The sequence below is a fragment of the Cobetia sp. 14N.309.X.WAT.E.A4 genome (assembly GCF_030397495.1).
GTDB lineage: Bacteria > Pseudomonadota > Gammaproteobacteria > Pseudomonadales > Halomonadaceae > Cobetia > Cobetia marina.
On the sequence record NZ_JAPNXT010000005.1, the window covers coordinates 226,749 to 247,159 of the forward strand.

General features: G+C 62.1%; 15 protein-coding genes. 7 read left to right on the plus strand and 8 right to left on the minus strand.

The window, feature by feature from the left end:
- Positions 1-382: 382 nt before the first annotated feature.
- Positions 383-1,546, plus strand: a complete 1,164-nt coding sequence (locus OW493_RS09375; RefSeq protein WP_289863956.1) for a hypothetical protein — start codon at positions 383-385, stop codon at positions 1,544-1,546.
- A gap of 61 nt (positions 1,547-1,607) precedes the next feature.
- Entirely contained in the window at positions 1,608-2,297 is a 690-nt protein-coding gene (locus tag OW493_RS09380) for a hypothetical protein (RefSeq protein ID WP_289863957.1), read from the plus strand.
- 129 nt (positions 2,298-2,426) lie between these two features.
- Here OW493_RS09380 and OW493_RS09385 read toward each other — a convergent pair whose 3' ends face one another.
- The 5 genes from OW493_RS09385 to OW493_RS09405 form a co-directional block, all read right to left on the minus strand.
- Positions 2,427-3,251, minus strand: a complete 825-nt coding sequence (locus tag OW493_RS09385) for an ABC transporter ATP-binding protein (protein WP_289863958.1) — start codon at positions 3,249-3,251, stop codon at positions 2,427-2,429.
- Positions 3,248-4,405 (minus strand): iron ABC transporter permease, encoded by a 1,158-nt coding sequence (locus OW493_RS09390; RefSeq protein ID WP_289863959.1) that lies wholly within the window; start codon positions 4,403-4,405, stop codon positions 3,248-3,250. The genes OW493_RS09385 and OW493_RS09390 overlap by 4 nt, the downstream gene beginning before the upstream one ends.
- Positions 4,402-5,451, minus strand: a complete 1,050-nt coding sequence (locus OW493_RS09395) for an iron ABC transporter permease (protein ID WP_289863960.1) — start codon at positions 5,449-5,451, stop codon at positions 4,402-4,404. The genes OW493_RS09390 and OW493_RS09395 overlap by 4 nt, the downstream gene beginning before the upstream one ends.
- Positions 5,414-6,478 carry an iron-siderophore ABC transporter substrate-binding protein gene (locus OW493_RS09400; protein WP_289863961.1) on the minus strand — a complete coding sequence of 355 codons (1,065 nt, stop codon included), beginning with the start codon at positions 6,476-6,478 and terminating at the stop codon, positions 5,414-5,416. Before OW493_RS09400 ends, OW493_RS09395 begins: the two co-directional genes overlap by 38 nt.
- Before the next feature lie 98 nt (positions 6,479-6,576).
- Complete coding sequence (locus OW493_RS09405; RefSeq protein ID WP_289863962.1) at positions 6,577-8,769, minus strand: TonB-dependent siderophore receptor; 2,193 nt, start codon at positions 8,767-8,769, stop codon at positions 6,577-6,579.
- 658 nt (positions 8,770-9,427) lie between these two features.
- Between OW493_RS09405 and OW493_RS09410 the strand changes: the two genes are divergently transcribed.
- The 5 genes from OW493_RS09410 to cydC all read left to right on the plus strand — a co-directional run bounded on the left by OW493_RS09410 (position 9,428) and on the right by cydC (position 17,220).
- Complete coding sequence (locus OW493_RS09410; protein ID WP_289863963.1) at positions 9,428-10,711, plus strand: histidinol-phosphate transaminase; 1,284 nt, start codon at positions 9,428-9,430, stop codon at positions 10,709-10,711.
- 626 nt (positions 10,712-11,337) lie between these two features.
- Positions 11,338-12,744, plus strand: coding sequence for a cytochrome ubiquinol oxidase subunit I (locus OW493_RS09415; RefSeq protein WP_289863964.1), 1,407 nt, complete (start codon positions 11,338-11,340; stop codon positions 12,742-12,744).
- A 4-nt stretch (positions 12,745-12,748) separates the two neighbouring features.
- Positions 12,749-13,747, plus strand: a complete 999-nt coding sequence (gene cydB / locus OW493_RS09420) for a cytochrome d ubiquinol oxidase subunit II (RefSeq protein ID WP_077375744.1) — start codon at positions 12,749-12,751, stop codon at positions 13,745-13,747.
- Between the two features lie 127 nt (positions 13,748-13,874).
- Complete coding sequence (gene cydD, locus OW493_RS09425) at positions 13,875-15,524, plus strand: thiol reductant ABC exporter subunit CydD (RefSeq protein ID WP_289863984.1); 1,650 nt, start codon at positions 13,875-13,877, stop codon at positions 15,522-15,524.
- Entirely contained in the window at positions 15,505-17,220 is a 1,716-nt protein-coding gene (gene cydC / locus OW493_RS09430) for a thiol reductant ABC exporter subunit CydC (protein WP_289863965.1), read from the plus strand. Before cydD ends, cydC begins: the two co-directional genes overlap by 20 nt.
- Positions 17,221-17,342: 122 nt before the next feature.
- Here cydC and dkgB read toward each other — a convergent pair whose 3' ends face one another.
- The 3 genes from dkgB to OW493_RS09445 all read right to left on the minus strand — a co-directional run bounded on the left by dkgB (position 17,343) and on the right by OW493_RS09445 (position 20,323).
- On the minus strand, positions 17,343-18,149 hold the full coding sequence (gene dkgB / locus OW493_RS09435) for a 2,5-didehydrogluconate reductase DkgB (RefSeq protein ID WP_141392489.1): 807 nt from the start codon (positions 18,147-18,149) through the stop codon (positions 17,343-17,345).
- Positions 18,150-18,324: 175 nt separating this feature from the next.
- A complete protein-coding gene (locus OW493_RS09440) occupies positions 18,325-19,335 on the minus strand; it encodes an alcohol dehydrogenase catalytic domain-containing protein (protein ID WP_289863966.1) in 1,011 nt (336 codons plus the stop codon).
- Positions 19,336-19,408: 73 nt separating this feature from the next.
- A complete protein-coding gene (locus tag OW493_RS09445) occupies positions 19,409-20,323 on the minus strand; it encodes a TIGR03571 family LLM class oxidoreductase (protein ID WP_289863967.1) in 915 nt (304 codons plus the stop codon).
- Between the last annotated feature and the right edge of the window lie 88 nt (positions 20,324-20,411).

Here is a 20,411-nt window from a genome sequence, read left to right on the forward strand (position 1 = left end):
GGAGAGAATTTCTCAAATTAAACCAATGGGTTATAAGAATTATTGGAGTATGGATACGCGCATCGAAAGTGTACGCTGCACCAATTTGATGAATTTTGTCGATTCTTGCACCTCGGTGAAGTCAGTCGAGAGTGGGTAGCATATGGATGTGATAGGAAGTGAAAGCTTACAGCATATATTTTGATAACCTATTGATACATTGCTATTGTTTAAAATGGTGATTGTATAGCGCTTGATTAATACTTTTGTTTTGGTTTTGTGTTTATAAAGGTCGACTCATGGAGTTTTTTAACGAGTTGATTTGCTGGGGAGCTTTGGTAGATAATATCGTCAGTAATTAGATGTTTTTTGAACTTAGAAAAAGCTTCAAGGAGTGAGGCAAATGTTTATAGATAAAGATAGGCTACTAAGCTATTATTATAATAATGTTGCTAGCGTTTTTTGGTCTCTATTTCTTGTATTCGGTGCTGTGATATTTGTTGCTTATTATATCCATATAGAATACATGCCCGATTTCGATATGATGTCGTCGATTTCATTATTAGCGGCTGTGTCAGCTACCTCTATATTTTTTATAGTTTTTTTGGTTTTAATGGGAATAATGCCTGGGCTCTTTTGGGACTACTATTGGAGTGATATGGGCGGTAGCTCCAACTTAAGTCAACAATGGAAAAAGCTCGAAACAAGAGATACAATTCAAGCCTTAATGATTTGGTTTGCGTTACCTATCTTGGCTATCTTTGCCTCTGTTATTGGTGAGCTATTTTTTGGTTGGTACTCTTTTATTTTTTTAGTGATAGTTGCATTTGGTTTTTTTGGATATTTAGTTACAAGAAGTGATTATGGATTTTGGGAGGGATGTAAAAATTTTATATCTCTAGCTTTTGCTTCTTTCATGACATCAGTTTTTGCATTTTTTCCTTTTTATTTTATTATAAAGGCTTCGGAAATGAAAAGCGACGATAATGACATGCTTCTGTTTTTAATTGCATTATTGTCATTGTTTGTGGTTTTCATGAATGTGTTTGTGGCAGCACCAATCACATCAAGTCAATTGTCTTTAAATAATATAAAGAAAAATAAGATTATAAAAAATACGATAATAGGGGCTTTGGTTTTGGTTGTTATTTGTATATGGTCTAAAGCAACGCATTTAATACCAGAGTCAGTGATGAGGTTGTATAAGTTTGGCGCTATTCATGCTAGTAAAATTGTGTTTGATAAAGAGGGTTGTGATGTTTTAGGGAATTTGTATCTAAAAGGAAATCCAGAGGAAGGGATGTGCTATGTCGATGATGTCTTAATTTTGTCCCGTTTAGGTAATGAATATTACTTGCAGATGGCACAGGGTGCTCTTATCAAGAGTAGGTATTCGGATAGCAAAAATCATGAAAACGAAGAGAGGGGAGAAGTAAAAACAGGAGCAAAAGCAGGAGCAGAAGCAGATAAAATTGAAGCTAGGTTATCTAGTGATACTATAAGGTTTACTATATCCGCTGACCGTATTGTCTCATGGGCCACATCTTCTAGTGTTAATGAGCCATAGTAACTTGTAAGTCTATTTTAAATAATGCTTGCGGAAATAGATAATTCTAGAGGAAAGTCTCATGGCACTTTCACAGATGCAGATCATTCAATCCCTGGGTGAGGCGATGGCCTGGTTCGAGCGAGAACTGAACTGGGGCGTGCCGCCGACTGAGCTACGTCATCTTTGCGGACGCATTGGTGAACTTTACGCTGCATTGATCACCAATGGTCAGATGGCGACCGAGGTGAACCAGCGTGGCTATGACGTGGTAAGCGGTGACGGTGAGCGAATCTCGGTCAAGACCACTGCGATGATGGGCGGTGGAGGCCATGTTGCTTTCAATCCCCGCTCGCTGGAGGAAGTGGAGCGCATCATCATCCTGCGTATCAATACGGAAGAGATGCAGATCGAGAAGTTGCTGGATGCCACAGTGGAAGAGGCAAGGTCGTTGATGTCACAGGAACGCGCAGGCAAACAGAGCATCTCGTTGTCTCGACTGGCCAAGACTACGAAGCCACGCAGCGAGCTGAAAGCCGTGCGTGAAGTCATGTTCGCATCTTGTCTTGTTCGCGAACTTGAGAACGGCAGCATCGAAGTCGAGCGCGATGATGGTCAGGGGATGCAGGCAGTGAGCCCTGTTCAGCCAGTGCTGCGTGAATTGGCAAGACAACTGAATCTGCCGCTGGTCAATGGCAACGGCAATCCGCACAACACCCGTCAGCTGGGTAGTCTGGTTATCAAGAGTCTGAGTGAGTCGTCGCATATCTAGTCGCGAGAGAGTCATCATATGAAGCGCTGAACAAGGGGCCATGGCGGCCCCTTGTTCAGTGATACCGATTCTGATGTCTCATTTGGACTGTGTTGCATTGAATGTGCTCTGGCCTATCCAACAGCGTGATCAGCTCGACATGGCTACGTTCCTTGCGGCTTTCATCCCATGGCGTCCGACGGGCACCATCATCGGCTTGCCGGTAACGGGGTCCGACGTGATGTGGCTTTCCAGCCCGAATACCTCCTTGACCATCTCGCGTGTGAGTACCTGCTCGGGCGGACCGCTGGCATGAATCTGGCCGTCTGACATGGCGATCAGTACATCCGCGTAACGTGCGGCCAGGTTCAGTTCATGCAGCACCATCACGATGGTGGTGCCGCGAGCGTGGTTGAGGTCCGTCAGCAGGTCGAGCACTTCCACCTGATGATTGATGTCGAGGAAGGTGGTGGGCTCATCCAGCAGCAGAATGTCCGTCTGCTGGGCGAGCGCCATGGCAATCCAGACGCGCTGACGCTGTCCGCCGGAGAGTTCATCCACCGCTCGTTCGGCGAGTGCGGCGGTGTCGGTGGCGTTGAGGGCTGCCAGCACCGCGGTGTCATCGTCACGCGTCCAGCGCTGGAACAGCCCTTGATGCGGATGCCGCCCGCGGCTGACAAGATCCAGCACCGTGATGCCTTCCGGGGCGATCGGTGACTGGGACAGCAGCCCCAGCTGGCGGGCCAGTTGGCGTGCCGGCAGGCGGTGGATCGACTTGCCATCCAGCAGCACCTCGCCCCGCGAGGGAGGCAGCAGGCGCGAGAGCGTGCGCAGCAGGGTGGATTTGCCGCAGGCATTGGCGCCGACGATCACGGTGATCTCGCCCGGAGCGATGTCGAGGTCTATCGACTCGAGCACCGGCCGCTCGGCATAGCCTGCCGTCAGGCCATTCACGCACAGGGAAGGGTGGGTCATGAGGAAACGACTCGCTGAGATGACGGGCGGTGAGGGGCGGAGGAGGAAGATGGCGGCGTCGGCTGTCTGCCGCGTCGTTGTCTGCGCCCTGAGGGGCCGGGCCCCTGATGTTCCCGCATCAGCAGCAACAGCAGCACCGGTGCGCCCAGCACGCCTGTCACCACGCCCACCGGATAGCGCGCAGGCAGCAGGAACTGGCCGATGAAGTCGGCGACCAGCATCAACAATGCCCCGATCAGGGCGGCCGGGATCAGCATGGAGCCGCGTCGCCGGAACAGGCGCGTCGCGATGGGCCCGCTGACGAAGGCGACGAAGGCCACCGGGCCGACCACCGCCGTGGCGCAGGCGACCAGCCCGACCGCCGAGAGAATGATGATGAAGCGCGTGAGCGAGAGCCGCACGCCGAGACCGCTGGCCATGTCATCGCCCATGCGCATGACGTCCAGATGCCGACTCATCATCAACAGCAAGCTGCCCAGCAGGCCCAGTGCCACGGCAAGTGGTGGTAGCTGACTCAGGGTGATGCTGTTGAGGCTGCCGGTCATCCAGCGCAGCGCCTCCTGCAATGACCAGCTGGGCGCCTGCGTCAGCAGATAGGCGGTGATGCTCTGCAGCATGGCGCCCAGCCCGATACCGACCAGTATCAGCCGTGCCCCGGCCACCCCCTTGCGCCAGGAGAGGGTGTAGATCAGCAGCGCCACGCCAAGCGAGGCGGCAATCGCCAGCAATGACACCAGCGTGCCGCTCAGCGACAGCATCACGATGGCGAATACCGCCGCCGTGCTGGCGCCGGCACTGATGCCGATGATGTCCGGACTGGCCAGCGGATTGCGCAGCATGGCCTGGAAGGCGGCGCCGCCCAGTCCGAAGCAGCAGCCCGCGACAATCGCGACCAGCGCACGCGGCAGGCGCAGCTCGGTGATGATGAAGCTGGCCCCTGGCACGTTCTCGCCCAGCAGTACCTGAATCACCGTGAGTGGGGGAATGGAGCGCTGTCCTTGCATCAGGACCAGGCTGAAGACGGCGAGCACCACGGCCAGCAATCCCCAGAGGGTGAGGCGGCGCTGGCGCTTTTGGGCACGCCGCAGTCGCGTCAGGGTGGCACGCGAGGTGTGATGCGTCGCAGACGAGGCGTCAGGCAGGAGAGGGCTCACAGTGATTTCACCTTGTGGCGACGGACGATCCAGATGAAGAACGGTGCGCCGACCAGTGCCGTCATGATGCCCACGTCCAGTTCGGCGGGGCGTGCGATCAGACGTCCGAGAATGTCCGCCGAGGTCAGCAGCAGGGCACCGGCCAGCGCCGAGAGCGGCAGAATCCAGCGGTAATCGCTGCCCACCATCAGGCGGCAGACATGCGGCACCACCAGTCCGACGAAGGCGATGGGGCCACATACCGCGGTGATGCCACCACATAGCAGAATCGCGCCCAGTGCCGCCATCACCCGCACCCGCGCCACGCGTTCGCCCAGCCCGCTGGCCATGTCATCGCCGAGCGCCAGTAGGTTGAGTCGGCGCGCCGAGAGCCCGCAGATCAGCAGGCCGCTGAGCAGGAAGGGCAGCGCCGGGGTGATCTGTGCCCAGGTCGCGCCGCCGACACCGCCTATCAACCAGGACTGGATCAGCCCGCCGATGTCGGCGCGCGGCAGGATGATGGCCGTGCTCAGAGAGCTCAGCGCCGCGGAGATGACGGCCCCGGAGAGTGCCAGGCGCAGCGGGGTCGAGCCGCCACGCCCGAGACTGGCGATCAGATAGACCACCACGGCGCTCAGCCCCGCCCCGAGAATGGCCAGCCACAGATAGTCGCTGGCCTGCTGGATGCCGAACCAGGCGATGCCGATCACCACGGCGAGCGCCGCCCCGGCATTGACGCCAAGCAGCCCCGGGTCTGCCAGCGGGTTGCGGGCCAGACCCTGCATCACGGCGCCTGACACGCCCAGCGCCGCCCCGGCCAGCATGGCCAACAGGGTGCGCGGCAGGCGGCTGGCCACGGCGGCCTCGGCCATCGAATCCAGCGAACCGTCCAGCAGCCCCGTGATGTCGGCCCAGTGGGTCACCCGCGCACCGAAGGCCACCGACAGGGCGAGGCTTGCACACAGCGCCAGCCACAGCAGCAGGGTGCCCAGCCAGCGCCGCTGACGGCTGGCCGACAGCGGCGTGAGATCACTCGCCCTTGCGGGCGGCGACGGACAGCTGGTCAACATAGTCGTCGAGTACCCAGGGAATCGAGAGAGGTGTGGGGTTGGCGGCAGTGGCCATCGGGCCGTTCTCCAGCAGCACCACGGCGTCCTGCTGGATGGCGGGCAGGCGGGAGGTCAGCAGATGCTCGTTGAGGCGGTCGATCAGCGGCTGGCCACCGTAGGTCAGCACGATATCGACATCGGCCAGCTCATCGAGGCGCTCGGCGCTGATCTGACCGGCAAAGCGACCCTCGACGGCGGTCTCGCTGACGAATGGCGGCGAGACCATGCCCAGCTCGTGGAAGAAGCGCACTCGGGCATCGTTGTCGTTGTAGAAGGCGATGCGGCTCAGATTGGTGGGGTCGATGTGGCTGATCACGATGATCGACTTGCCCTGGATCTCGGGATGATCCGCGATGTTCTCGGCGATCCGGGCCTCGAGACGCTCGATCAGCGCCTCACCCTCGGTGGCCATGCCCATGCCGGCACTGTCGTGGCGGATCATGTCGCGCCAGCTGGAGGACCAGCGCGGCCCCGGACGTGCCACCACCGGCGCGATCTTGCTCAGTGTCTGATAGTCGGCCTCGCTCATGCCGGAATAGGCCGCCAGGATGACGTCCGGCTGGCTGGCGGCCACCGCTTCGAAATCGATGCCATCGCCCTCGTCGAACAGCGTGTACTCGCCGGCGTCAAGCTCCTCCAGGCGCGCCTTGACCCACGGCATCATGCCGTCATCGTCGTCATCCCCGAAGGCCTGGCGCGGAAAGCCCACCGGTACCACGCCGAGTGCCAGCGGCACCTCATGATTGGCCCAGGCGACGGTGGCGATGCGCTGCGGCTTTTCCTCGATGACCGTCGTGCCGAAGGCGTGCTGGAGGGTGATCGGGTAGTGCTGGGCATGCCCTGTCGCTGCCGAGGCGTCAGACGCGGATACCGTGGAGGGGGTGTCAGCGTGAGATGTCGCTGATGCCTGTGCCTGGGCGGCAGGCACGAGACTGGCGGCCATGATGGCCAGGCCAATGGCGCAGGAAAGTCGTGTGAGTCGCAAGGGAGAATCCTTTTTCAATCGGGTCGCGGATGACAGCCCCTGAATCGTGAGGGGCTGTCCAGAGGAAAGGCTGGCCATGAGAAATGACGCGCCTGTCCTCAGAAGTCGTAGGTCATGCTCAGCAGGGCACTGCGCGGCGCACCATAGAGGTACTGGCTGTAGAAGCCTTGCTGGGTGTAGTACTCCTCATCGAAGAGGTTGGAGACGTTGAGCTGGGTGCTGAAGTGGTCATTGATGCGATAGCGCGCCATGGCGTTGGCCAGGAAGACATCGCCCTGACCGACCTTGGCGGTGCCGGTCGGGGTATCGGCGTCACGATAGGTGTCGCCCTGCCAGGTGCCGCCGGCGCCCAGGGTCAGGCGTGACCAGTCACCGGGCAGCTGCCAGGTGGCGTAGACCTTGGCCTGCTGGCGTGGATAGCTGGTATTGAGCTGGGTGCCATCGGAATCCTCGGCATCCACCAGCGCGTAGCTGGCGGAGAGGTTGATGCCCGGGGCGACTTCACCGGCCACTTCCAGCTCGAAGCCTTCCACCACCGCGCCGTCGGATTCGGTGTAGGCCTGATCGGTGGTGCCCGCGACATAGACGCCGGGGATCTCGACGGCCAGATTGTCCTGCTCGCTGCGGAAGACGGCGAAGGACACGTCTGCGCGGTCATTGAACAGCTCGGCCTTCAGGCCCGCTTCATAGCTGGTGCCTTCCAGCGGATCGAGCAGGGCGCCATCGGGGGCGCGTTCGCTCTGGGTGTTGAAGATCTGCGTGTAGCTGGTGTAGCCGGTGAGGTTGTCGGTGATATCGACGATCAGGCCGGCATAGGGCGTGAACTCGTCGTTGTACTCATAGCTGCGCTCACCACGGTAATCCTGGTCGATCTCCCAATCCGTCAGGCGGGCACCGAGGATCAGATGCACGGGGTCTGCCAGCGAGAAACGCGTGACGGCGTAGAAGCCTTCCTGCCTGGTCTCGGTGTCATCGCTCAGGCCCCACTCGCCCCATTCGGGCTCGGCCAGCGCCGGGTCGTCACGATCGGTGAAGCTGCCCAGCGCCGGCACGCTGCTCGCCGGAGTGCGACTCCAGATCTCGTACTCTTCCTTCAGCTGCATATAGCCGAAGCCCAGCTGATGCTCGCGACCGAACAGCTCGAAGGGACCTTCGGCGCTCAGGTTGAGGTTCTTCTGGGTCCGGTCTCCGCGGTAGTCCAGCAGATAGGAGCCGGTGGGCACCTGGCGGTTGGTGTCGTAGTAGAGGATGCCGTTGTCACGGTCGACGTAACCGCCACGGTAGTTGTAGGTCAGCCCGTAATTGGCGTCGCCGTGGCTGTAGGCGGCGGTCGCCTTCCAGCCATTGGCGAAGTAGTGGGTCAGGTCCGCGAAGCCACGCGTGTTCTCGGTAAAGAAGTGGGCCCACTCGGTATTGTTGGCGACTGACTGATCGAAATCAGTCCGCGAGCCGTCGGTGTAGTAGAGCGGCACGCCTAGATAGGCGCCGTCCTGGTCGTAGCGCTGGTATTCGACGCCGACATTCAGTTCGGTATCCGGTGTCAGTTCCGCGGCGATCACCCCGTAGAGGGTCTCGCGGTCATTCTCCACGTCATCCATGAAGCTGTCGGAGCGGTCCTTGGCGGCCACGAAGCGCACGCCGACCTTGCCGGCATCATCCAGCGGCGTGCTGACATCCACCACACCACGGCGGCGGTCCCAGCTGCCCACGGCGCCCGTCACGCTGGCGGCGGCTTCCTCCAGCGGCTTCTTGCGTACGAAGTTGACGGTGGCGGAGGGGTCGCCCACCCCGGTCATCAGGCCGGTGGCCCCGCGAATCACCTCGACGCGATCATAGATGGCGGTGTCCCACTCGGCGTCACCGAAGGGCCAGAAGCTGCTGGTGTTGCTCTGCTGACCATCGAACTGGAAATTGCGGATCGAGTAGCCGCGCGACTGGAAGTTGGTGCGCGTGCCATCGAGACGATTGGAGGACACCCCCGGCAGGCGGTTGACGGCTTCCGTGGTGCTGGTGAGCGCCTCATCCTCCATCTGCTGGCGGGTCAGGAAGCTGATCGACTGCGGTGTCTCGCGCGGTGACAGCGTCAGGCCATTGGCGCGGGTGCTGGCGCCGACCGTGTAGTCACGGGTCAACTCGGTGGTGGAGGTCTGCGCTTCACCGACGATGGTCATGGCTTGTAGCTCACGCGTCTCGTCAGCCGACACCAGGCTGGGAGATGCAGCGCTAGCCAGCGCGATGGCGAGGGTCAGTCGTGACAGCGGCAGTGCAGATGGCGCGGATGGATGTGACACGTTGGCGTTCCCTGAGTGCTTTTATAAGAATGATTATTATTCACCGTGAGGGGCGGCCGATGTTTTGCGAAATGCCAGAAAACCTTTGCGCAGCGCCAGACTTTGCACGAATCGAGGAACTTTTCGCACGTCGATGCCCATGCTGCCGGCGTTGGTGAGAAGAATTGCTGAGTAGAACTGCTGAGAAGAACTGCTGAGAAGAACTGAAGGGAGGCATTGAAGAAAGGCGCTGGAGAGGCGCTGGAGAGAGGCGCTGGAGAGAGGCGCTGGAGAGAGGCGCTGGAGAGAGGCGCTGGAGAGAGGCGCTGGAGAGAGGCGCTGTAGAGAGGCGCTGGAGAGAGGCGCTGGAGAGGTGCTGGAGAGAGGCGCTGGAGAGGTGCTGGATAGGTGCTGGATAGGTGCTGGATAGGTACTGGAGAGAAGTGCGAGGGAAGGGGCCGGCGAAAAGCGGCCGGCAAAAAGCGGCTCGCTGATAACGGGCAAGGGAAAAGGGGCAAGGGAAAGACATGCCCGCCGGCAGTGGCCCTTGGCGGCGTTGCGAGAAGCGGGGTATCGGGTTACGGCGGCGCAACCGCGTGATGGATTGTGAGGCTTACGAAAGTCTTATATGTTGGTTTTGCTCATAAAGTATCAATAAATATAACGACAAGGACATGACATGACTGACGTTTCAGAGGCGGTGGTAGCAGAGGCGGTTGGGCCACAGCAGAGCCTTCATGAGCAAGGCATGACAGGGCAGGGCGCCGGCGAGACGGCGCGCAAGGCGCGGCCGGCGTCTCCCTCACGGCGCGGCTTTTTGGGCATGAGTGGCGCAGCGCTTGCCGGTGCGGCCCTCGGACAGTTCCTCCCCGGCATTCCGCAGGCCTTCGCCAAGGAGGCCCCCGCGACGGCGGCCACGCTCACGCCTTCCGCCAAGGCGCCGGTGCGACTCAACTACAACGAGAATGCCCTCGGCATGGCCCCCTCGGCGCAGCGTGCGGCCTCGGCGTCCATCGCGCATTCCAATCGTTATCCCTTCGCCCACATGGGCAAGTTGCAGTCACTGGTGGCGACGCATCACAAGGTCAGCCCTGACAGCGTGCTGTTCACGCCGGGCTCTTCCGATGCGATTCGGGCCAGCGTGCTGGCGCATGCGACTCCGGACACTCAGCTGGTCATCCCGGAACTCACCTACGGCGATGGTGCCTTGTACGCCGGCTTCTATGATCTGGCGATCAACAAGGTGCCATCCTCGCGTGAGGACTGGTCGTTCAAGCTCTCCGACATGCAGCAGGCCGTGGCGGACCACGCCGGCCCGTCCATCGTCTATCTGGTGAATCCCAACAACCCGACCTCGACCATCATCTCCAGCGATGCACTATACGCCTGGGTCAATGCCAGCCGCTCCGACACGTTGTTCATCATCGATGAGGCCTATGCCGAATTCGTCAATGACCCGGCCTTCCGCTCCGCGGACAGTCTGGTGGCGGGGGGCGCGAAGAACGTGCTGGTGCTCAAGACCTTCTCCAAGATCCACGCCATGGCGGGACTGCGGGTCGGCTATGCGGTGGGCGATGCCGAGCGTCTCGAGCATGTCTCGCATTACGTGGAAGATGACGCCATGACATTGTCCTACCCCGGGGTCATGGCGGCGACGGCCTCGATGCAGTCACCGGAGTTTCTGGCCCACAGCAAGCAGAGCAACGACGAAGCGCGTGCCATCTTCACCGCGACGCTCGATGAGCTGGGCTGGGAGTATCTGCCCAGTCAGACCAACTTCGTCTTCCACCGCATTTCCAGGCCGCTCAAGGAGTTCCAGGCGGACATGAAGGCGCGTCATGTGTTGATCGGCCGTGCCTTCCCGCCGGCAGACGGCTGGTGTCGCATGTCGCTGGGCACCCCGGCGGAAATGCACTACGTGTCAGCCGTGTTGCGCGAGATGAAGGCGAAAGGCGTGGTGTGATCCGCATCGGCTCTTGCTGAAGCCAGCAGAAACCGACATGCATCGAGACACCCCGGCAATCAGGTGTCTCGATGTGTTCGGTATGGTTCGCTCGGTTCTCGCGTGACCTGCTTCTCTGTTCTAAACCTCCTCATTATCTTGACCCCGTTTCTCTGTCGCAAGGCGCTTCGCCGTTATTCGCTCTTGTACTTGCTTTCACATCCCAGATTATTCCCACAACATTCCCACTTGCGCTGATTCAACTCAGCGCTTGATATGGATCAAGTCGTGAAGGCCTGCAGGCGCTCATCATGGCGATGAGCGATCAAGGAGAGCTTGCCGCCTGAGGCAATGTTCATGGTCAAATATTGCGAGAAGACCGTCCTATTGAGTTTTTCTATATGGGGCATCGGGTCGCTGCGGCAATTTGTCCTGCGACAACATGCTATGCGACACCGACCTGCCAGACTTCTATGCTTGGACTCGTGACCTCGTGAGTGCCGGATCATTTCTCTTTCGATGTGGGATATCTCCGAGAGATCTTTCCGCCCTCGATGCGTCAACAACTTGAAACCGCTGTCGGACAAGTTCCCGCCAGATGGAACATGCCCAGCCATCCTGATGATCGTTATCGTGAGGAGTTGCCCATGGAACTGGATCCCGTGATCCTGTCGCGAATACAGTTCGGATTTGTCGTGTCATTCCACGCCGTCTTTCCGGTGTTCACCATCGGATTGGCTTCCTATGTCGCCTTGTTGCACGGTCTTTATTACAAGACCGGCAATGCTGCCTGGGACCGACTTGCCGCCTTCTGGGTGAAGGTGTTTGCCGTCGTGTTCGCCATGGGGGTGGTCTCGGGCATCGTGATGGCCTTCCAGTTCGGCACCAACTGGAGCAACTTCAGTTATGCCAGCTCCAACTTCATCGGGCCGATGCTCAGCTATGAGGTGGTGACGGCGTTCTTCCTTGAGGCAGGCTTCCTCGGCGTGCTGCTGTTCGGGCGTGGCAAGGTGCCGGAAGGGGTCCATCTGTTCGCGGCCCTGATGGTGGCGCTGGGCACCTTCATCTCCGCCTTCTGGATTCTCTCCACCAACAGCTGGATGCAGACACCGGCGGGAGTGGAGATGGTGGACGGCCACTTCTTCGTCAAGGATTGGGCCGCTGCCATCTTCAATGCCTCCCTGCCGTATCGCTTCGCCCACATGGCGATCGCCTCCTTCCTGACCGGTGGCTTCGTGGTGGCGGGGGTGAGTGCCTGGTATCTGCTGATCGGGCGCGATGTCGACGCCAACAAGCGTGCGCTGTCCATGTGCCTGTGGCTGCTGCTGGTGCTGGCACCGGCGCAGGCGGTGGTGGGTGACATGCACGGCATCAACACGCTGGAGCATCAGCCGACCAAGGTCGCCGCGATGGAAGGCAACTGGGAGACCCAGTCGGGTGCGCCGCTCCTGCTGTTCGCCTGGCCGGACAAGGAGGCGCAGATGAACCACTTCGAGATCGCGATCCCGAAGCTGGCCAGTCTGATCCTGACCCACGACCCCGATGGCGTGGTGCCGGGGCTCAAGGAGGTCGCACCTGACAAGCAGCCGCCGGTGTGGTTCGTGTTCTGGTCGTTCCGCGTGATGGTGGCGATGGGGCTCTTGATGATCGCCGTGGCCTTCATCGGTGTCTTCCTGCGCCGCGATGGCAAGCTCTATCGCTCGCGTCCCTTCCTGCAGACGTTGCGTCTGATGTCCATCGCGCCGTTCTTCGCCGTGCTGGCGGGGTGGTTCGTGACCGAGGCCGGGCGCTCGCCGTGGCTGGTCTACGAGATGATGACCCAGCAGGAGGCCGTCACGCCGTCACTCACCGGCTGGATGGTGCTTACCACGCTGATCGGCTATTTCCTGGTCTATCTGGTGGTCTTCGTGACCGGCAGTTACTACCTGACCCGCGTCATCCGTGGTGGCATGCAACCGGAACTGCCCCATGACGATGTCGAGACCGCGATGCGCCCGCTGTCCGCCGCGCACGAGAGTCTGGACGATGATGCCAGCCGCACGGTAAGGAGTTGAGCTGATGGAAATGATCAATCTGACAATGATCTGGGCGCTGATCATCGGCTTCGGCGTCATGATGTACATCCTGATGGATGGCTTCGATCTGGGGGTGGGCATCCTGTACCCCTTCGCACCCGATGAGCACGCCCGTGACGTGATGATGAACTCGGTCGCGCCCATCTGGGACGGCAACGAGACCTGGCTGGTGCTGGGCGGGGCCGGGCTGCTGGCGGCCTTCCCGGCGGTCTACACCATCCTGCTGCCGGCGCTGTATCTGGGGGTCTTCCTCATGCTGGCGGGGCTGATCTTCCGGGGGATCGCCTTCGAGTTCCGCTTCAAGTCCTCGCGCAATCGTCACTGGTGGAACATCGCCTTCAGTGGCGGCTCCTTCCTGGCGACCTTCTGTCAGGGCGTGGTGGTCGGTGCCTACATCCAGGGCTTCGCCACCGAAGGGCATGTCTACGTGGGCGGCGCCTTCGACTGGTTGTCACCGTTCACCGTGATCACCGGACTGGCGCTGGTGGCGGGGTATGCGCTGCTGGGCGCCACCTGGACCATCATGAAGAGCGAGGGTGAGGTACAGGAATGGGCCTATCGCATCACGCCGAAGCTGCTGATCGCCGTACTGGTGGGCTTCGCGGTCATCAGCCTCTACACCCCGTTCGTGGATGAGTATGTGCGGGAACGCTGGTTCGACCATCTGGGCGTGTTCTGGGTCTTCCCGGTGCTGGCGCTGTGCTGTGCGGCGCTGATCTGGCGGGCGGTCAACAAGCGTCAGGAAGGGCAGCCCTTCGTCGCGACGCTGGGACTGTTCCTGTTCACCTATCTGGGGCTGATCTTCAGCAAGTGGCCGTATCTGGTGCCGCCGGACATCACCCTGTGGGACGCGGCCTCCGCGCCGGAGTCGCAGCTGTTCCTGCTGCTGGGCGTGCTGTTCGTCATTCCGATGGTGCTGGGCTATACCGCCTGGAGCTACTGGGTGTTCCGCGGCAAGGTACAGGGGGTCGGCTATCACTGAGTCACTCAAGGCCCCGGTGGGCAAGGCTGACCGGGTCACGCCTGACCGGGTCACGCCTGACCGGGGCACCCGGGAACGACGCCAGGCAGGCAGATGGCTCCGACAGCAGGCGACGCGAGAGCGTCGCCTGCTTGGGTTTGCGGCCTTGTCCGGGGTCGTGGCGGGTATCCTGACGGTCGCCCAGCTGGTACTGACGGCCTGGGTGATCACCGAAGCCATCGAGCATCCCGAGTCATTGGGGGCGCTGTGGTGGCCCTTCATCGGCCTGCTGGGGTTGCTGGGCGCGCGGGTGCTGGCGAGTGGTGGTCAGGAGCTGCTGGCCCAGCGTGCCAGCCAGCGACTGCGACAGGCCATCCGTGGCGAGGTATTGACGGCACTCGAGACGCTGGGGCCGGTGCGCGCCGCCCAGTATCACAGCGCCGATCTCGCCCAGCGCTGGGTGGAGCAGGTGGAAGCCCTGGAAGGCTACTTCGCGCGCTTTCATGTGCAGATGCGTCTGGTAATGATCACGCCGCTGCTGATTCTGGCCATCGTGGTCAGTCTGGACTGGCTGGCGGCCATCCTGCTGGCGCTGACCGCGCCACTGATACCGCTGTTCATGGCGCTGGTCGGCATGGGGGCCGAGTCGCTCAATCGTGACCAGTTCCAGGCGGTCGCGCGGCTGTCGCGCCACTTCGTGGATCGCGTGCGTGCCATCACCACCCTGCGCCTGTTCGGGCTGGGGGAGCTGGCGACCCGCGAGGTGACGCTGGTGGCCGATGACTACCGCAAGCGCAGCCTGCGTACCTTGCGGCTCGCCTTCCTGTCATCCGCGGTGCTGGAGTTCTTTGCCTCGGTGTCCATCGCCGTGGTCGCCATCTACATCGGCTTCGGCCTGCTTGGTGACATTCCCATCGGGCCAGCCGATGAGCTGACCCTCTTCAGTGCGCTGGTGATCCTGCTGCTGGCCCCCGAGTTCTTCCAGCCGCTGAGAACCCTGTCGCAGTTCTACCATGACCGCGCCTCGGCGCTGGCCGCCTCCGAGACGCTGATGGAGATTCTCGAGGCTGCCGACATGACGCCGCCTCGCCACGCCGATACCCGCCCAGACGCGACGGGCGAGCTGATGTGTCTGACGGATGTCTGTCTGAGCCACCCCGAGCGCGGGCAGGTACTGGGCCCGCTGGAGCTGGCGCTGAGGCAGGGCGAGGTGCTGGTCGTCAGCGGGGCCTCCGGGGCGGGCAAGTCGACGCTGCTGCAGGTGATGGCCGGGTTCGTCGCCCCGGACAGCGGGCAGCGTCAGATAGCCCCCGCCACGCGTCTGGCCTGGATGGATCAACGTCCGCTGCTGATGCAGGGCAGTCTCGCCGACAATCTGCGTATCACCGCGCCGCAGGCCAGTGACGCCGAGATCATCACCGCGCTTGAGCGCGCAGGGCTCAAGGCCGAGCTTGCCGCCTTGCCGCAAGGCATCGCGACACCGCTCGGCGAAGGCGGGCGCGGGCTGTCCGGTGGGCAGGCACAGCGGCTGGCGCTGGCGCGGGTGTTTCTGAGCGATGCCTCGCTGGTACTGCTCGATGAGCCCACCGCCAGTCTGGATGCCGAGACGGAACGTTATCTGATCGCGGGCTTCGAGCGGCTGAGCGCTCAAGGGCGGACCCTGGTGATCGCGACCCACCATCCGGCGCTGATCGCTATGGCGACGCGCCATCTGGTGTTGGAGGAGGGGCGAATCCTGCCAATGACAGCCACGGCGACGAGCCAACAGGAGGACGAGCGTGACGCATCCCGAGACTGACGGCGTGACCCTGCGCGAGGCGCTCACGCGTCTGGCCCCCTGGTGGCGCCTGCATGATCAATACCGTCGCCGTCTGATACTCGGCGTGGTGCTGATGATGCTGACGGCCTGTTCGGCGCTCGGCCTGCTGGCGGTCTCCGGCTGGTTCATCACCGCCTCCGCCCTGACGGGGGCCGCGCTGGCCGCCGGTGCGGGCATGACGCTGGATGTCTACACCCCCGGCAGCGGCATTCGGCTGTTCGCCGTCTCGCGCACCGTGTCGCGCTATCTGGAACGGCTCTACAACCACGACACCATCCTGCGTCTGCTGGCCAGCCTGCGCGGCACTGCCTTCGCCGCACTGGTGACGATGGACCCCGCGCGGGTGGCGGCGCGGCGCTCCAGTGATTGGCTCAATCGCCTCACCGCGGATATCGACACCCTGGATGCGCTCTACCTGCGTCTGGCGGCTCCGCCACTGATGGCGCTGGGCCTGATCGCGGTGCTGGTGGCGCTGGTCGCTGTCTGGCTGCCGGCAACGGCGGCGTGGCTGGCGGGGTTCCTGTTGCTGGGCTGGGCCTGGCTGACGCTGGGGCAGGCGCGCTGGGGGCTGGTGGCCAGTCGGCGGCGCGTCACGACATTGGAGTCGTTGCGCTCGGGGCTGATGGAGACGTTGCGTGGTCAGGCGGAGCTTGAGGCCTATGCGGCGCTGGGCAGTGCCCGTCAGCGCCTGGATGAGATCGAGACCCGCCTGTTGAGAGATCAGTGGCGACTGGCGGTGATCACGGCCATCGGCAATGGTCTGGCCAGTCTGGTGATCGGCCTGTCGTGGTTGCTGTTGCTGGCGGCCGCCATGCAGGGAATGACGGATGAGCGACTGACACCGGCGGTGATGGTCATGCTGCCGCTGGCGGCCATGTCCTTGAGTGAGGGGCTGGCGGGATTGCCGGCGGCCTTCACTCAGGCCGGTGCTACCCTGGGCGCTGCCGAGCGACTCAATGAGCTGTCCTCCGCCACGCGGCCACTGGAAGGTCGGCAGACCCTGGCCAGCGGTGCCGTGCAGGTGCAGATCCAGCAGGTGTCGTGGCGCTATCCCGGTGCCTGGTTCGAGGCGCTTGACGAGATGACCCTCGAGATCACCCCCGGCACCCAGATGGCCATCTGCGGTGCTTCCGGCTCCGGCAAGTCCACGCTGGCGGCCTTGCTGACTGGCCAGACCCGGCTGCAGAGCGGCAGCATCACGCTCAACGGACAGCCCATCGACGCCTGCTCGCCCGAGTCACTGGCCCATGCCGTGGGATGCCTGACCCAACAGGTGGAATTGCTGGATGCCAGCCTTGCCGACAACCTGCGGCTGGGCGCGCGTCAGGCCAGTGATGAGGATGTCTGGCAGGCACTGGAGGCGGTGGATCTCGCCGAATGGGTGGCGCAACTGCCTCAGGGCCTCGCCACCCGAGTGGGTGAGGGCGGTCGGCAGGTCTCGGGCGGGCAGGCGCGGCGCCTGGGACTGGCGCGCCTGGTACTGACGGATCCGGGGCTGCTGATTCTGGATGAACCCTTCTCCGGGCTGGATGCGCGCACGGCACAGCGCATGGCACAGCGTCTGGAGGGCTGGTTCAAGGCGCGTACGGTGATCTATCTGCTGCATGAGCATGACCTGGCATCGCCGCGTCCCGGTACGCAGAGCATCACTCGGGTCTGGCGGCTAAAGGATTGAGCGATTGCCGGCCGCGGCGTCGAAGTCTGTCTGCCAGTATCCTTGGACAGCAATGCAAAAGGCCTCCCGAGGGAGGCCTTTTCATTTCTCTGACGCGGCATCAGGCACAGGCCTGAGGGCCATCAGTCCCAGTCAGGGGCGAAGTCCGGGTTGGCGATGCGCTCACCGCGATCCAGCTCGGCGATCTTCGCCATGTCTTCACCGGTCAGTGACATGGAGAAGGCCTCGAAGTTGCTCTTGATATTCTTCGCCTTGGTGGAGGACGGGAAGGTGACGATGTCCTGCATCTTGAGCCATGCCAGGGCGATCTGCGCCGGGCTGGCGTCATGACGTTCGGCGATGGCCTTGAGGGTGTCATCGTCCATCACCTTGCCGACTGCCAGCGGCATGAAGGCAGTGACTTCGATGCCCAGCTCGTGGCACTTGTCGATCACCTTGCGGTTTTGCAGGAACGGGTGGACCTCGACCTGGTTGGTGAGCAGCTCGTCACGCCCCACGATGCCCACGGCACGTTCCAGCTGTTCGCAGGTGAAGTTGGACACCCCGATGTGGCGTGCCTTGCCCGCTGCCTTCAGCTTGGCCAGTACCGGCAGGTAATCTTCCATCGGCACTTCATCGTTCGGCGACGGCCAATGGATGAGCAGCAGGTCGACGTGATCGGTCTGCAGGCGTTCCAGGCTCTCCTCGACACTCTTCTCCATGTCACCCGGCACCAAGCGGTCGTGCCAGATCTTGGTGGTGATGAAGAGCTCTTCGCGCGGCACCTTGCTGTCGGCGATGATCTGTCCGACTTCCGCTTCGTTGCCATAGAACTGGGCGGTATCGATGTGGCGATAGCCGGTGTCCAGTGCGGTGTTCAGGCTGTCACGCAGCGTCTCGCCCTCGAGACGGAAGGTGCCAAAGCCGGGATTCGGTAGGGTAGTCGACATGCAAAAACTCCTGTTGAGCGCGCCCGATGTCTGGTGCAGTGAAGGGCGCGTATCCATGTGTGTTCCCCTCATGACTGGGGCTTGATCAGCGACATGACAACCACGCGGCGCTGCATCAGTCCTGTGCCACTGTCGCAACAATCGCACCCAGGCCGCGTGCCTTCTGCCTTTCCGCTCATTCGTTGGCCGTGATCACGAATTTCAGCGCTCGGCGTTCGCCACGCTTCAGCTCGGCAAGGCAGGCTGGCAGCGCCGTGAATGATTCGATGCAGGGCGCCGGCTGGTTCAGGGTGCCATCGGCGATCGCTTCGAGCAGACCTTCCCCCGCCTCGACCAGACGTGCCCAGTCCTCGTCGTCGCCCGCCCAGTGCAGCGCACCCAGCGCGACTTCGTGCTGCGAGATGGCGCGACCGAAGGCCGGCGCGGCTGCCTGCTCCAGACGGTCCTGGATACAGACGATATGGCCGTTGGCCCCCAGGTGGCGGGTCATCTTGCGGGCGTGATCCCCATTGACGGTATCGATCACGGCGTAGACCGGGGCGTCCAGCTGCTCGGCGTCCGTCAGGGTCTCGTCGGCGCCCAGCGCCTTGAGGTCCGCGTGGCGCTTCTCGGAGGCGACGGCGATGACGTGGAAGTCGCGCTGTCGGGCCAGCTGGATCAGCCAGCGGCCCACGCTGCCGGAGGCACCGGTGATCAGCAGGCGTCGACCGGCCTTGACGGGCAGCTTCTCGATGGCGAGCCATGCGGTCAGCGCCGGGCAGGGGAAGGCGGCGGCGTCATTGAAGCCCAGGGTAACGGGCAGGCGCATCACGGCCCGCGCCGGAACCCGCAGGCGCTTGCTGAAGGTACCCGGCCCCGCCAGGGTGGTGTGGACCGCGATGCGATCTCCCGGGGAGACGTGGGTGACATTCGCGCCGCAGGCGATCACCTCACCCGAGGCATCGACCCCGGGAATCTGACCGGCTTGCCACAGCTCGCTGTCCATCGCCATGAACTTCCAGTCGACGGGATTGAGGCCGATGGCACGCGTGGCGACCAGTACCTCGTCGTCTCCCGGTGCGCCGATGTCCACCTCTGTCTGCTCGAGCGCCTCAGGCTCTCCCGGCCCCTGCCATACCCAGGCGGGCGCTCGGGTGGTGCCGTGACGGATGTCTTGCGGGGTGGTGGTTTCCGTGGAATCTGACATGGGATCTCCTTCAAGCGTGAATGGTGAATCCTTTCCGCCATGGCGGGGGCAGGTCAGTGCGACCCGTCAGCCCTCATGAAAAATGCGGCAGCACCTCACGGCCCAGTTCCTCGAGGGTTTCCGTGAGCGGGCGGCGATTGCGGCGCAGATGGAAGCCGATGTGATTCACTCCGGCATCCTGCATGGCTGACAGTTCTTCCATGAGGGCAAGGCGGCCACTCGACAACCCGAAGCGATGACGACGCACCGGGGCGTGAGGGTCGTCTTCCAGATTGAGGTGGATGAAACTGACGTAGGGCTTGTCGCCGGCGACCTGACGCCAGAGCGCCACGCGACGGATGTGATCCTGTGGCGTGCCCGGGTAGGCCAGCCAGCCGTCCATCTCGCGACCGATCCACTCTGGCGTCTGCTGAGAGAGCCCAGCGCTCAACAGCGGCGGACGCGTTGCGGCAGGCAGGATGGCCTGACCGTCGCTCAGGGCGTCGTCCGCCTGGCCCTTGATGACGTCCACCGCGTGGCGGAAGGCGGCACCGCGGGTGGTGAACTCCTCACCGAACAGCGGGTATTCCGCCGGTCGGTCGCCACTGGCGACGCCCAGCAGCAGGCGGTCTCCGCTCAGTGCCTGCACGCTGGCGGCCGCCTTTTTCACCAGCCACGGCTGGCGCAGCGGTAGCACCGCGGCGGCAGTGCCCAGCAGCAGGTTGTCGGTGTGACTGGCCAGATAGCCCAGATAGGTGAACAGCTCGAAGACCTGGCCGGCATCGCCGAAGGCGGGGTCGAACAGCGGCACGTCACGCAGCCAGGCGGCGCGGAAGCCGAGTCTGTCGACCTGCCCGATCAGCTCGGCATGGGCGCGCATGTCAGGGACGCCGAAGGGTGTGGAGGGGGCTCTGTCAGTCCGCACCCAGTCATTGTCCAGGGGCAGTTCGACGCCGAGGGTCAGGGGGCCCTGGGTGAGGCGATCCAGCGGGCGGGTCGGGGAGATCATGGTGGACTCCTTCAGCAAGCAGGTGGGTAGACGACGGTGCCCCCGAGCCAGCAGGCTGAGCTGTCGGAATCGGGGGCACGTCGTGATG